Raw genomic sequence first — 14,751 nt, forward strand, 5'->3', positions numbered from 1 at the left:
TTGTGACCACCCGACAGCATTCGTCGTTTGCTATTGTTTTTATCCTTGGCCTGCTGGCCATGTTGATGCCGCTGTCGATTGATATGTATCTGCCCGCGCTACCGGTAATTTCAGCGCAGTTTGGCGTATCGGCGGGCAGTACGCAGATGACCCTCAGTACTTATATTCTGGGCTTTGCGTTGGGGCAGTTAATCTACGGGCCGATGGCAGACAGCTTCGGGCGTAAGCCGGTGGTTCTTGGCGGGACGCTGGTGTTTGCCGCCGCCGCGGTGGCGTGTGCGTTGGCACAAACCATCGATCAGCTGATTGTGATGCGTTTCTTCCACGGGCTGGCTGCGGCTGCGGCCAGCGTGGTTATCAACGCTTTGATGCGTGATATTTACCCGAAAGAAGAGTTCTCGCGGATGATGTCGTTTGTCATGCTGGTGACGACCATTGCACTGCTGATGGCACCGATAGTTGGCGGCTGGGTGCTGGTGTGGCTGAGCTGGCATTACATCTTCTGGATCCTGGCATTAGCGGCGATTCTGGCTTCGGCAATGATTTTCTTCCTGATTAAAGAAACCTTACCACCGGAGCGTCGTCAGCCATTTCACATTCGTACCACTATTGGTAACTTTGCGGCGCTGTTCCGCCATAAACGTGTCCTGAGCTACATGCTTGCCAGTGGTTTCAGCTTTGCCGGGATGTTCTCATTCTTAAGCGCCGGACCGTTTGTTTATATTGAAATTAACCACGTCGCGCCGGAAAACTTTGGTTATTACTTTGCGCTAAACATTGTTTTTCTGTTCGTGATGACCATCTTTAACAGCCGCTTCGTCCGCCGCATTGGCGCGTTAAATATGTTCCGCTCGGGGTTGTGGATACAATTTATTATGGCAGCGTGGATGGTCATCAGTGCGCTGCTGGGGCTGGGATTCTGGTCGCTGGTGGTTGGCGTTGCGGTGTTTGTGGGCTGCGTGTCGATGGTGTCATCCAATGCGATGGCGGTCATTCTTGATGAGTTTCCCCATATGGCGGGAACGGCATCTTCGCTGGCAGGAACCTTCCGTTTTGGCATAGGGGCAATTGTTGGCGCATTGCTTTCTCTTGCGACCTTTAACTCTGCATGGCCGATGATTTGGTCAATTGCATTCTGCGCAACCAGCTCCATTCTCTTCTGTCTGTACGCCAGTCGGCCGAAAAAACGGTGATCTATTGCACAACGAGGAAGGTAAAAGGCTTCCTTTGTTGATGCATGTCAACCACAAATCTATCATTTCCCCGATATATGTTTATTTTATGTAAAATCAATTTATGTAAAAAGTCACATCATTGTAGTTAAAAAGGTTGAGTTAGATCGCAGAAACGGGTACATATAGCCCCGCAAACGTGACCACGCCCGCAGATATTACTTAAATCAGAGCCATAGAGGCCACGCAGGCGAGGCATCAATCTTTACGATCTGTATAAAGACGGATTGTTGATGATGTGTTAAAATTGATGTAAACAAATTGTGAAGCGAATGTACTTCCGGGGAAAATAAGTGACTTCATTACAACTCTCAATCGTCCATCGACTGCCGCAGAACTATCGCTGGTCTGCTGGTTTCGCAGGTTCGAAGGTTGAACCGATTCCGCAAAATGGACCGTGCGGTGACAACAGCCTGGTGGCGCTTAAATTGCTTAGCCCGGATGGTGATAATGCATGGTCGGTGATGTATAAACTAAGCCAGGCGTTAAGCGACATCGAAGTTCCATGTTCGGTGTTGGAGTGTGAAGGTGAGCCGTGCCTGTTTGTAAATCGCCAGGACGAGTTTGCTGCAACATGCCGATTGAAAAATTTTGGTGTGGCAATTGCCGAACCCTTTTCAAACTACAATCCTTTTTAAGCGTCAGCTCAACGCCAGTAACTGACGCGTATACTCCTGCTGCGGTGTGGCAAACACGCGCGCGCACGGTCCTTGTTCCACTACTTCCCCTTGTCGCAGTACGATAACCTGATGACATAACGCGCGGACAACGTGCAAATCGTGGCTGATAAACAAATAGGCCAGTTGATGCTTTTGTTGCAATGATTTCAAAAGCGTCAATATTTGCGCCTGTACCGTTTTGTCGAGTGATGATGTCGGTTCATCAAGTATGATCAGCGAGGGCTTAAGAATTAATGCCCTGGCAATCGCAATACGTTGTCGCTGACCACCAGAGAACTCCGCCGGATAACGGTGGCGTGTTTCAGGATCTAATCCCACTTCATGCATCACGGCTATCACTTGTTGTTCGCGTTGTGCGGCAGAAAGCGTCGGCTGGTGAACCCGTAAGCCTTCCTCAATAATCTGCAAAACGTTGAGTCGTGGGTTGAGCGAGGAGTTTGGATCCTGAAATACCACCTGAATACGATGACGAGTAGGTAACAGCTGGCGGCGATTTAAATCTTGCAGTGGCTGACCGTCAAAGACGATGCTGCCCTGAGAGGTAATCAGTCGCAGCAGCGCCAGTCCCGTCGTGCTTTTCCCGGAACCAGACTCGCCCACTAAACCCAGTGTTTCACCCGCCCGTAGCGTAAAACTGATGTTTTTCACCACCACATTATGATCCACAATGCGCTTCAAAATCCCTTTGCGAATGGGGAAGGCAACCTGAAGCTGTTCAACATCCAGCAACGTTGAGGCAGGTTCTGGCAACGGTACCGGATCGCCTGACGGTTCACTGTTGAGTAGCTTTTGTGTGTAAGGATGAGTGGGTGAGGCAAATAGCGTAGCGGCGTTATTTTGCTCGACACAGCGACCGTTTTGCATTACCGCCACGCGGTGGGCCAGTTTTCTGACAATGCTGAGGTTATGAGTAATAAACAGCATGCCCATATTCAGCTCGCCTTGCAGTTCGCGCAACAGCTGTAAAATCTGCGCCTGGACAGAGACGTCCAGTGCGGTGGTCGGTTCATCGGCAATTAATAATTCCGGTCGCGTTAACAGCGCCATCGCAATCATCACCCGCTGGCGTTCGCCGCCGGAGAGCTGATGCGGATAATCTGTCAGCCGTTTTGCCGCCTGGCGGATACCGACGCGATCAAGGCAGTTAAGAATTTCGCCACGAGCCGCTTCCCGACGCATCCCGCGGTGGAGTGAAAGCACTTCATAAAGCTGTTTTTCCAGGGTATGCAATGGATTTAACGACAGCATCGGTTCCTGAAAAATCATGGCGATCTTATTACCGCGTACACCGCGCAACGTTTGATCGCTGGCATGAAGCAGCGATTCGCCATGAAAACGAATATCGCCGGAGAGATATTCAACCGGCGGGGAAGGGAGCAGGCGTAAAATTGACAGCGCGGTAACGCTTTTGCCTGAACCTGACTCACCCACCAGCGCCAGCGTTTCGCCAGCCTCAATCTGTAGTGAAACATCATTGACTACTGTACGTACGGTTTGCTGATGGCGAAAACCCACCGACAAATTTTCAATCGCTAACAGAGTTTGCGTCATGCTACACCGCCTTATTAGGATCAAATGCGTCGCGGACGGCTTCACCAATAAAGATCAGCAAAGACAATAATATCGCCACCGACAAGAAGGCGGTGATCCCAAGCCACGGGGCCTGAAGGTTATTTTTCCCTTGTAACAGCAGTTCACCGAGTGACGGTGAACCGAGCGGTAGACCGAAGCCGAGGAAATCGAGCGAGGTCAGGGTGGTTATCGAACTACATAAAATAAACGGTAAAAAGGTGAGGGTCGCGACCATGGCATTAGGCAACATATGACGCAGGATGATACTGCGATCGCTGACGCCAAGCGCCTGTGCCGCACGAATGTAGTCGAAATTACGAGTACGTAAAAACTCCGCCCGCACCACGCCGACCAGACTCATCCAGCCAAACAAGACAGTAATTGCCAGCAGCCACCAGAAGTTAGGCTGTACGACGCTGGAAAGTAAAATAATCAAAAACAGCGTCGGCATCCCCGACCATACTTCAATAAAGCGTTGCCCCCAGAGATCGACTTTACCGCCGTAATAGCCTTGTAGCGCCCCCGCCAGCACGCCCATCACGCTGGAACAGAGAGTCAGCATCAGGCCAAACAGAACCGAGATCCGCGTGCCATAGAGAATGCGTGCCAGCACATCGCCGCCGTTTGCATCCGTTCCCAGCCAGTTTTGCCGGGAGGGTGGAGAAGGGAAGGGCTTATCGGTAGCAAAGTTGATACTGGTAGCACCAAAGCGAATCGGTGCCCACAGTACCCAGCCGTTATTTTCCAGCCGTTGTTTCAGCCACGGGTCCTGATAATCAGCCTGACTTGCCAGCGGGCCGCCAAAATCGCTTTCGCTGTAGTTTTTCAACAACGGGAAATACCAACTGCCGTCATAACGCACCAGCAACGGTTTATCGTTAGCGATAAGTTCAGAACACAAACTCAAACCAAACAAAACGAGGAAAATCCATAACGACCAGTAGCCGCGACGGTTATGACGAAAACGCGCCCAACGGGCCTGATTGACGGGGCTGAGTCGCGACATTAACGTCCCTCAAAATCTATACGCGGATCAACCAGCGTATAGCTGATATCACTGACAATATTCAGCAGCAGGCCAATCAGGGTGAAAATATACAAGGTACCAAACATTACAGGATAATCGCGCGAGACGGTCGCTTCGTAGCCCAGTAAGCCAAGACCATTGAGTGAAAACATCACCTCAATCAGCAGCGAGCCGGTAAAAAACATGCTGATAAACGTCGCCGGAAAACCGGCAATCACCAGCAGCATGGCGTTGCGGAACATATGTTTCCAGAGAATGTTTTTCTCACTTACCCCTTTCGCACGCGCGGTCACCACGTATTGCTTGCGCACTTCATCAAGGAATGAGTTTTTGGTCAGCATGGTCAGCGCCGCAAAGCCACCAATCACTGTCGCCAGCACCGGTAGCGTGATATGCCACAGATAATCGGTGATTTTCTGATACCACGGCAGCGAATCAAAGTTAGCGGAAACCAGGCCGCGTAGAGGGAACAGGTCGAAATAGCTGCCGCCCGCGAAGAAGACAATCAGCAGGATGGCAAACAAAAAGGCCGGAATGGCGTAGCCGATGATGATAAATGCGCTACTCCAGACGTCAAAGCGACTCCCATTATAAACAGCTTTGCGAATGCCTAACGGAATCGACACCAGATAGATAATCAGCGTGCTCCACAATCCGAGGGTGATGGAAACCGGCAGACTGTCTTTAATCAGCGTCAGCACCGACGCGCTGCGAAACAGGCTATCACCAAAATCAAAGCGGATGTAGTCCCAGAGCATTTTGAAGTAACGTTCGTGGATCGGCTTATCGAAACCGTAGCGATGAGTGATCTCAGCGATCACTTCTGGATCTAATCCGCGTCCGCCACGGTAATTACTGTCGCTGATATTGCCGACACCCGTTTGCGCATGGCTGGCACGAACACCTTCACCGCCTGCGCCGGGTAATACTCCGGCATTACCAAACTCAATGGCGGCGATGGCCTGATCGACCGGACCGCCAGGCGCAATTTGCACGATGAAAAAGTTGATAGTGATAATAGCCCATAACGTTGGGATCACCAGCAACAGACGGCGAATCAGGTAAGCGCCCATCTACTCTCCCTGTTGTCTGGCTGACGGCAGTTTGGCCGCTTTATTAACGTCATACCACCAGGTATCGATACCTAGGCTGTAAACAGGGCGTACAGCGGGTTGGGAGAATTTATCCCACCAGGCGAGACGGTCTTCCGCCATGTACCACATTGGCAGCATGTAATAATTCCACGTTAATACGCGATCCAGTGCTCGCCCCAACGGCAGTAATTTTTCTTTATTTCCCTGCGCGGCAATAATTTGGTTGATCAGCGAGTCGATAACCGGGCTTTGCACGCCGGGGGCATTATAAGTGGAATTGATATATTCCGATGACCAGGAAATCTGTAAATCGGAACTGGGCCACGGCATCGCCCGCCATAGGCGCGGCATCATGTCATAGTCGCGATTGCGCATGCGGTTAGTGATTTGCGAGTTATCCACCTTGCGAATGTCCATATTGATACCCAGCCGTTGCAGGCTGTGCTGGAACGGCAATACCCACTGACTATTGCTGCTTGCGGGAAGCAATAATTCAAAGCTGAGCGGCTGACCCGTTGTGGCATTAACGCGTTGCTGACCCTTCAGCACCCAGCCCGCTTCGTTGAGAAGTTTGTCGGCTTTTAACAGGTTGTCACGATCGTAGCCATCGCCTTTAGATACCGGCGGCTGGTAGATTTGTGTGAAGACTTCTGGCGGTAGATCTTTTTTCATTGGTGCCAGAAGCACCAGCTCCGCGGCGTCGGGGTAATTTCTGGCCGCGTATTCGGTATTTTGAAAATAACTGTTCGTGCGACTCCAGGCGTTGTAAAACAACGCCTTGTTCATCCATTCAAAGTCAAAGGCGAGAGTGATTGCTTCCCGCACCCGGCGATCGCTGAATACCGCACGTTGGATATTAAACGCCAGCCAGCGCGTATCCTGGGCTGATTCGTTCTTTTGCTCATCTTTGATGATGTATTTTTTATCGAAATTTTTACCGGTATAACGCGTGGCCCAGTTTTTAGCGTCGTTTTCCATACGCAAATCAAAGGCACCTGCTTTAAACGCTTCAAAGGCGACATTATCATCGAGGTAATAATCGTAGCGAATGGTGTCGAAATGCCAGCGTCCACGGTTTACCGGTAAGTTTGCTGCCCAGTAATCTTTCACGCGGGAATAGACAATATTTTGCCCCATTTTCCAGGACGTAACGTGGTACGGACCACTGGCAAGCGGAGGCGTGGCGAGCGGGTCGCTAAGTTTGTGATCCTTCCAGTACTTTTCTGGAAATACCGGCAGCGAAAACAGACTCAACATATCTTCTTTGCCGGGTTTAGCTAACTCAATGCGCACGGTTAACGGCGCAATGGCTTTGACGGTGGTGCCTTTGTAGACCAGACGAAATTGCGGCACGCCTTCGGTCAGAAATTTTTGAAAAGTAAACTCTACATCGCGGGCAGTAATGGGAGAACCATCATGAAAACGGGCGCGCGGATTAATAGCGACCTCCACCCAGGAATAATCGTCAGCATAGCGTGCACTTTCAGCAATCAGCGGGTAATAACTGCCTGGTTCGTCATCGGAAGTCGTAAATAACGTGTCGTACAGCTGCTCGGTGCGTGCGCCCGGGTTGCCGCGCAGTGCATAGCGGTTGAAATTATCGAAGGTACCGAGGGCTGACAACGTTATCTGCCCACCTTTTGGCGCGGCGGGGTTCACATAATCAAAATGGTTGAAATTAAACGCGTACCGGGGTTCGCCCAGCACGGCAAAGGTATAGCTTTCCTTGATAGCCTGCGCCTGCGCACCGAAGGTGAACAGAGCGATAAACAGCAGCAGTATGCGCACAATCATCTGCAACGGATTTCCTTTTACTCATCATTAGCCGCAATCCGGCATGCTTTCACTATGAATAATAAGGGACGTAAGCACACCTTACCACTGCGGCGTATACGGTTTCTTCAGCCAGCGAACAAAATCGTCCAGCGGTAACGGGCGACTAATCCAGTAGCCTTGCATGAAATTAACGCCGCGTTCGCTTAGCCATCGCGCTTGTTCCGGCGTTTCGACCCCTTCAGTAACTGTCAGCATATTGAGACGTTTCGCCAGCGTCAGCACCGCGTCAAGTACGGGTGAAGTGATCGTTTCCGTACCGATGGCGTTGATAAATCCACGGTCAATTTTCAGATAATCGAGCGTAAAACGCTCAAGATAGATAAGCGCGCTGTGCCCGGTGCCGAAGTCATCAATAGCAATTTCTACGCCGACCAAGTGCAGCCAGGCGAAGAGTTGTGTGGCTTCTTGCTCTTTCAGCATATCGCGCTCGGTAATTTCCAGCACAATCTGGAAATGGTGTGCGGGCAGGGAAGTGAGCAGTTTCTGGATATCTGCTTTAAAGCTTTCGCTGTGCAGATGGTCCGGCGCAATGTTAATGCCAAATTTGACGCCTACCGGCAGTACTTTTTCTAATTCTGCGGCATCGCGGGCAATTAACTCAAACAGGTGCTGAGTCAGCGGCACAATCATCTTTTGCGATTCGGCAAAGTTAATGAAGGCATCCGGGGGAATTTCTCCCGCTACAGGATGCCGCCAGCGTAGCAGTACTTCCAGGCCCGTTACCCGCAAAGCTTGTGTATCCACCACCGGTTGATACGCCACGTAAAATTGTTCGCGCTTGATGGCGGTCATGATTTCTCTGCCGGGGCGCATACGTACGCTCATCAGGTAATAGCAAAGCAGGCCAACGACAGTTCCACTCATGCCGCCCAGTAAAAATGCGTACCACACATCGTTCCATGTCCAGTCATCCGCATAAAGCCGAACGGTCAGAGGAATGCCCGCAATTTTAGTTTCACGGACCGGCATGTCGGTTAATTCATTAACGTTCATCAAACGTGAAGAAAAGGTAGATAGCGCAGTATTGCCAATAATGAGGGCGACGCCATCGTAATCTTCCTGCCGTGAACTATAAAAGAGAGAAGGCGTCAGGTTGAGATTCAGAGCGGCAAACACACCGCTATTTTTCAGCAAAGGGTTGCGATACCAGATGACGATTGCGGGTTTGTTCGGCACCATCGGCGTGCCGGGTAAGATCGCCATATCGACGTTTTTATTAATGTCGAGCGCCGGAATCAATTCATTGAGTGGAATGTCCATCTCACCAGTCGCAGATGAACAGAATGTTTTTTTATCTTTCACCAGCACAAACGTACGGACATTCATGCTAAACGCCGCGCGAGCGGTCAGTTCGGGGTTAGCCTGCTGGCAGGTATCTAAGGTCAGCGGCTGAAGCCGGTCAGTAGTGGATTTCAGGTCGGCAAAATAGGTATCGAGATACTTTTGTACGTCGATAATCAGTGTGTCGTATTTGACTTCGTGCTTATGCCTGGCCACTAAAAACTGAAGGCAGCTAACCAGTATCGCAATCATCACGCCTGCTACAATGCAGGTAAGCAGGAGCTTACGTCCAGAATTGGGAGCGCGTATGAACATGATTCCGTTAATTTCCTGAAATTACGACAACATTTAAAAGATAACAATGACCGGACTATAGCCTGGATCAAGACGCGGAAACATCATTTTCTCTGATGAATGAAAACAAAAAAGCACTGCCTAAGCAGTGCTTTCAGTTAACTCGTCAGGATAGCCAAGGGATTGCATCCAAACGGTTTATTAGCTGCGGCTGAGAACCCGGCGTGCTTCGTTGTAACGCTTCTTCCAGTACGGTTCATTCATGCTGGAAATAATAACACCACTGCTGGTGGAAGCATGGACAAACTGATTGTTGCCGATATAAATACCGACATGGCGTCCCGTTGAACCGGCACGGAACAGAACTAAATCACCCGTACGCAAATTACTGCGGGAAACAGATTTACCCATTTCCTGCTGTTCGTAAGTCGAACGCGGAAGTTCTAAGCCAAATTGCTCACGGAATGTACGCTGTACGAAACCAGAACAATCGATACCTTTTTTAGTGCTGCCGCCCAGACGATAACGTACGCCTTTCCAGTCAGCATACTGATCCATAATTCGCGATTTTACGTCGACATTACGAACCAGGTTTTCAAATTCATCCTGAGAAGCTTGCAGTGATGATGTTTCACTACCCATTGCACGTGTCTCAGGATGCATATTCTTTGCGGTGTTATTTGCACTACATGCAGAAAGCAGAACCGCTACTGCAATCGCGGGAATCCCGCGCAAGATATATCTCAAAATCGGTTGAGATTTGACCATGTTGTTTGTTTTCCCTTGAAGTCCTTAACGACAAATATCGTTATAAAAAAATGCCAGGCGACACGAGACTAATTACCTGGGCATGTTGAAACAATTCCTTAAGGCCAAATCTGTGGACTAACGCACAAAATTATATGCTGTGAGGATAATCTACCGCCGAGGCAAAACGAGTTCGAGATTACCCGATTGGTGCGGTCTTGGCGAGCGGTTTTACATGATTTTTTATAAGAAAAAGTGATACAGAAAGTTAATAAGCGGGGTTGGTCAATTAAAGTACAATTGAGTGAAACGCATGCAATCCATTCATTTACTTAGAGAATGATTTTTGCGTTCGATAGATGAAAGCACGGTGCGCATCATCAGGATTATCCTCACTATAAAAATAACCCTGATGATGTTAATTACTGTGAGTTATTTGTTTTGGAAATGTTTGTTTTTTCCTGGTAGTGATTTGTCAAAAAAGGTGATTAATCGATCACTTAATGGCGTCAGCAACACCCAGGGCAAACCGATCAATATCACGGTCATCGAACCGACAATGATGTCAGTAAACCAGTGTGCGCCAATCATTACTCTGGGAAATGCAAAAACCACAAAAATAATAAGGGCGATAAGGCCTGCAACTTTGCCGAAATAACGCCACATGAATGCCGAAAAAATAAGCAGCATCATGCCGTGATCGCCGGGAAAGCTATCTCGTGAGGCATCTTTCGTGGGAACAGAGAGCAGTTCGCTGACGCGGTTAATATCGGTAAAAGTCAATGTTGGGCTGGCCCGTTTTACAGGAATTAATGCCTGACCCAGCTGGTTTAATACCACTGCAGTTAATAGCATGACCAGACCCATAATCACGATACGTCGTCTGCCAGGGGCGTTTTCTTTCAGCCAGAAACTCAGCATCAACATACCCATCGCCAGCAGTGAACAACCGTCGAAGGCGCGATTGTTAGTCAATGCAACCAGCCATAAAAAGGCCTTACTTTCGACCAGTTTCTGATTAAAGAAATAAAAAATATCCGCATCAATCGGCAACCAGAATCCATGATTAACGGGAATATACCAGGAAAGAAACAGCGCGGGGCCGACAATATTCAACAACACTATTTGCGGCAAATTTTTAATCATATTTTCTCTAATTATCTTACTGAAAAACGCAGGCAACCTTACGCGGTAGTCGCTAAACGAAGCTTCAACAGCGCGCTCTGCAAGGCATTCCAGTCAGCTTCGCTGCTGGAAATCAGCTCAATACGGCTGTCCGGTGGCGCAACGTTTTGCGTTTCAATGTGCAGGTCATCGCCCTGACGGTTGATTCGTACCAGCCCTTCGGGAATACGCAGCACGCCTTTGACGCGTTCCACCGGTGCAAGTCGCGCCCATTCCAGAATGCCAATGGTGTCGAATACCGTATCAGCGTCGAATATCCAGCCGCAGGCCTGATATCCTTGCCCGCTGTTCAGACTGCGACGCCAGCGTTGATGCTCTGGCAGGCTTAACGCTGCTAACCCTTTTTTCACGACATGCTGATGAGAATGCGCGGCGCTGGCGGGCAACTCGGCTAAATTGCGACGCGGCAAATCCAGAAGATGACCGTCAACTTTCCCATGCTCACTGTGAATTAATTGTCGATCGCCACCATTTTGCTGCCACCAACGCTGTAGCGCTTGCTCACTTTCGGGCGTCGCACGGTCGGATTTATTGGCGACAATGATGTCTGCGGCAGCCAGCTGGTCACGGAAGTTTTCATTGCTGGCGCTTTTTTCGTCCAGCAGCAGGCGTGGATCGAGAATGCACAAGGTGGCGCGCAGATCTATCCACGGTTCATAGACTGGTGCGGTTAACAGATCGAGGAGCTGTTTCGGATGGCCCAGCCCGGTCGGCTCTATCAACAAGCGGTCTGGTTTTCCCTGACGCAGTAAGGTATTCAACCCTACCTGCATGGGTAAACCATTAACGCAGCACATGCAGCCGCCGGGGATCTCTTTCAGCAATGCGCCGCTATCGGCGAGCAAAGCACCATCAATTCCGACTTCCCCAAATTCATTAACCAGTACCGCCCATTTTTCGTTGGGATCTTTATGGGCTAACAGATGAAGAATCGACGTGGTTTTCCCGCTGCCGAGAAAACCGGTGATGAGGTTGGTCCTGGTCACAACGGCTCCGCAATACTCTGGTAAGTTAACTGAGCGTTAATCCTGGCTAAAAAAGGCAGAAAAGAGAAGGGGAGAGCGGACGAAGGTGAGCTTCATCCGCTTTAACCGCAGAAATCGTTAAATTTTGAGGGGGTTTAATAGCGCCTGATGTGCGCCGAATTGTACGATTTGTTGCCAGGCTTGTTCGATGGCCTGCACAAAATGCGGGTTATCTGGCAGATCATCACCGAAAACTTCACGCAGGGAAAGCAGGGCGGTTACGCGTTGTTCACTGCTGCTGCCCGCAACAAGTTCGCGAATTTTATCGCTAAGCGGATCGCGAACATCAATGGCATTTCCGGCATCATCAACGCCGCTGACGTAACGCATCCAGCCAGCAACGCCTAATGCCAGCAACGACCAGTCCGTTTCACGCCCCAGATGTATGCGAATACCTGCCAGCATACGTTGCGGTAATTTCTGGCTGCCATCCATCGCGATTTGCCAGGTCTTATGTTTCAGCGACGGATTAGCAAAACGTGCAATTAACTTATCCGCATATTGTGTTAAATCGACATCTTTAATTTGCAGTGTCGGCGCTTGCTCATCCAGCATTAATGTTCTGGCAGCATAGCGAAATACGCGATCCTGCATGCAATCACTGATATAGGCGAATCCTGAGAGGTAACCCAGATAAGCGAGAAAAGAGTGGCTGCCATTAAGCATACGCAGTTTCATCTCTTCCCATGGCAGGACATCATTCACCATTTGTACACCTGCGACTTCCCAGGCAGGACGCCCAGCGATGAAGTTATCTTCAACCACCCACTGGATAAACGGTTCGCAGCTAATCGCGCAGGGATCATTTACCCCCAGATGCTGGCTGATTTCTGCCAGTGATTCGTCGGTTGCAGCCGGAACAATGCGGTCGACCATGGTTCCCGGAAAACTGACGTGTTCTTTTATCCACCCGGCGAGTTCTGGCGAACGTTTTTCTGCCATTCTCAGCACCGCGTTTTTCACCACATGGCCATTGTCGGGAATATTGTCGCAGGAGAGCACGGTAAACGGTGTAAGGCCGCGCTCACGGCGGCGTTTCAGTGCTTCGACGAGAATACCCGGTGCGGAGTGAGGTTCTTCAGGGGTTTGTAGATCGTGAATAATCCGCGGATTACTGGTGTCGAGTGCACCGGTGGCCGGGTCAATACAATAGCCTTTTTCGGTAATCGTCAGGGAAACAATTGCCACCTGTGGCTCGCAAAATTTCTCAATAATTGCCGCTAAGGAATCCAGTTTTGCATTAAGGCATTCGTGAACGGCACCGACAATTATCACCTGATTGCCGTCCGCACCTTTCTCCAGCACGGTATATAAATGGTTCTGTGCGCGGAGCTGGCTCATCAGTTGATCACCGCTGAACAAGCTGATTTCACAGATCCCCCAGTCGCCGCCCTGGGCATTCAGCACACGATCGGTCAGTAACGCCTGATGAGCGCGGTGAAAGGCGCCAAAGCCAAAATGAACGATACGTGATTGCAACTGCTGGCGATCGTAGCGTGGAGCGTGTACATGATGCGGGAGCGTAACGGAGGCAATTGTCTTCATAGGAGTCACGTCTTAGTAACGATAAATTAACAATGACAGTGTAAAGTTATATGACAGCAATTGAAATTGGTCTGGATTGTTAATGCGATGAAGTGTGAGGGCGATCAATCAACGAGTGAAAATTGAGGGCGTAAGGTGTTCAGGAAGCGCAAAATAGAAGATTGGTATAATAAATTAAAAAAGGGACAGCCTGAGCTATCCCTTTTCTGCATGCGGCTGAAGTTAGTCAGCACGCCCCATATAACGGCGTTCTTCGATATGGATACGAATTTTTTCGCCCGGGCTTAAGTATTCTGGTACCTGAATCACCAGACCAGTGCTCAATGTCGCCGGTTTGTTACGGGCGCTGGCAGATGCCCCTTTGATGCCTGGTGCGGTTTCAACGATTTCCAGATCAACGGTCTGCGGCAGCTCAAGCGCCAGCAGTTGACCGTCCCAGGTCAGCACCTGCATGTCCGGCATGCCGCCCTCTGGCATAAACAGCAACTCTTCTTCAATCTGATCTTTGGTGAAGGTATACGGGGTATAGTCTTCTTTATCCATAAAGACATATTCGTTGCCATCGACATAGGAGAAGTCAACGTAACGGCGGGTCAGCGTCACGGTGTCAACGATATCATCACCTTTGAAACGCTCTTCTACTTTCAGCCCGGTACGGACATCAGAAAAACGCATTTTGTACAGCGTAGCGGCACCGCGGGCAGTGGGCGACTGAATATCAATATCCTTAGCCAGCAGCAGTTTGCCGTTGTAATTCAGTACCATACCTTTTTTAATTTCGTTCGCTCTTGGCATCGAAAAATTCCTGTAGTCGAAAATGTCAAAAATATCGCGACAAAGTACTCGCGATGGGCCTTTCGGGCAAGTGGTATTCGCACTTTTGCTGGTGCAAAAAAGGTGGTACTGTGCGCGCTCATCAATCCGGTGGTTAACCTTAAGAGAACAACGTATGGAATGCCGTCCGGGTTGCGGGGCGTGTTGCACTGCCCCTTCAATTTCCAGCCCTATTCCCGGTATGCCAGATGGCAAGCCCGCCAATACGCCCTGCATTCAGCTTGATGAACAGCAACGCTGTAAAATTTTCACCTCGCCACTGCGACCGAAAGTCTGTGCAGGCTTACAAGCCAGCGCTGAAATGTGCGGTAACTCGCGTCAGCAGGCCATGACCTGGCTTATCGATCTGGAAATGCTGACCGCGCCTTAAACATCTTTAATCCGCAGTAAGCAAAACAG

Annotated in this window: 13 protein-coding genes; 3 read left to right on the forward strand and 10 right to left on the reverse strand. The window is 49.9% G+C overall.

The window, feature by feature from the left end; genetic code table 11:
* Positions 1-2: 2 nt before the first annotated feature.
* Together bcr and ACUU1I_RS04320 are read left to right on the forward strand one after the other, a co-directional pair.
* Positions 3-1,193, forward strand: coding sequence for a multidrug efflux MFS transporter Bcr (gene bcr / locus ACUU1I_RS04315; RefSeq protein WP_000213400.1), 1,191 nt, complete (start codon positions 3-5; stop codon positions 1,191-1,193).
* Positions 1,194-1,525: 332 nt separating this feature from the next.
* Complete coding sequence (locus ACUU1I_RS04320) at positions 1,526-1,870, forward strand: YejG family protein (RefSeq protein ID WP_000202798.1); 345 nt, start codon at positions 1,526-1,528, stop codon at positions 1,868-1,870.
* Between the two features lie 3 nt (positions 1,871-1,873).
* Here the strand turns inward: ACUU1I_RS04320 and yejF are convergent, their stop codons facing one another.
* From yejF to yeiP, 10 genes are all read right to left on the reverse strand, one after another.
* Positions 1,874-3,463, reverse strand: coding sequence for a microcin C ABC transporter ATP-binding protein YejF (yejF, locus tag ACUU1I_RS04325; protein ID WP_000194904.1), 1,590 nt, complete (start codon positions 3,461-3,463; stop codon positions 1,874-1,876).
* A gap of 1 nt (position 3,464) precedes the next feature.
* Positions 3,465-4,490, reverse strand: coding sequence for an ABC transporter permease (locus ACUU1I_RS04330; protein WP_000088916.1), 1,026 nt, complete (start codon positions 4,488-4,490; stop codon positions 3,465-3,467).
* A complete protein-coding gene (locus ACUU1I_RS04335; RefSeq protein ID WP_000501600.1) occupies positions 4,490-5,584 on the reverse strand; it encodes a microcin C ABC transporter permease YejB in 1,095 nt (364 codons plus the stop codon). The genes ACUU1I_RS04330 and ACUU1I_RS04335 overlap by 1 nt, the downstream gene beginning before the upstream one ends.
* Positions 5,585-7,399 carry an extracellular solute-binding protein gene (locus ACUU1I_RS04340; protein ID WP_005069754.1) on the reverse strand — a complete coding sequence of 605 codons (1,815 nt, stop codon included), beginning with the start codon at positions 7,397-7,399 and terminating at the stop codon, positions 5,585-5,587. It lies immediately after the preceding gene.
* 81 nt (positions 7,400-7,480) lie between these two features.
* Positions 7,481-9,037, reverse strand: a complete 1,557-nt coding sequence (locus ACUU1I_RS04345; protein ID WP_000470564.1) for a cyclic di-GMP phosphodiesterase — start codon at positions 9,035-9,037, stop codon at positions 7,481-7,483.
* A gap of 180 nt (positions 9,038-9,217) precedes the next feature.
* A complete protein-coding gene (mepS, locus tag ACUU1I_RS04350; RefSeq protein WP_000241008.1) occupies positions 9,218-9,784 on the reverse strand; it encodes a bifunctional murein DD-endopeptidase/murein LD-carboxypeptidase in 567 nt (188 codons plus the stop codon).
* Positions 9,785-10,195: 411 nt separating this feature from the next.
* Positions 10,196-10,909: a Kdo(2)-lipid A phosphotransferase gene (lpxT, locus tag ACUU1I_RS04355; RefSeq protein WP_005063524.1), complete on the reverse strand. Its 714-nt coding sequence runs from the start codon at positions 10,907-10,909 to the stop codon at positions 10,196-10,198.
* Between the two features lie 38 nt (positions 10,910-10,947).
* Entirely contained in the window at positions 10,948-11,934 is a 987-nt protein-coding gene (gene yeiR, locus ACUU1I_RS04360; RefSeq protein ID WP_000198834.1) for a zinc-binding GTPase YeiR, read from the reverse strand.
* Between the two features lie 117 nt (positions 11,935-12,051).
* Positions 12,052-13,518 (reverse strand): mannitol dehydrogenase family protein, encoded by a 1,467-nt coding sequence (locus ACUU1I_RS04365; protein ID WP_000848226.1) that lies wholly within the window; start codon positions 13,516-13,518, stop codon positions 12,052-12,054.
* Between the two features lie 222 nt (positions 13,519-13,740).
* Positions 13,741-14,313, reverse strand: coding sequence for an elongation factor P-like protein YeiP (gene yeiP / locus ACUU1I_RS04370; protein ID WP_001136824.1), 573 nt, complete (start codon positions 14,311-14,313; stop codon positions 13,741-13,743).
* Between the two features lie 154 nt (positions 14,314-14,467).
* Here yeiP and ACUU1I_RS04375 point away from each other — a divergent pair, with 154 nt between their 5' ends.
* Entirely contained in the window at positions 14,468-14,722 is a 255-nt protein-coding gene (locus ACUU1I_RS04375) for a YkgJ family cysteine cluster protein (RefSeq protein ID WP_000389030.1), read from the forward strand.
* Positions 14,723-14,751: the final 29 nt, after the last annotated feature.

The sequence above is a fragment of the Shigella sp. SIG3 genome, assembly GCF_053555855.1.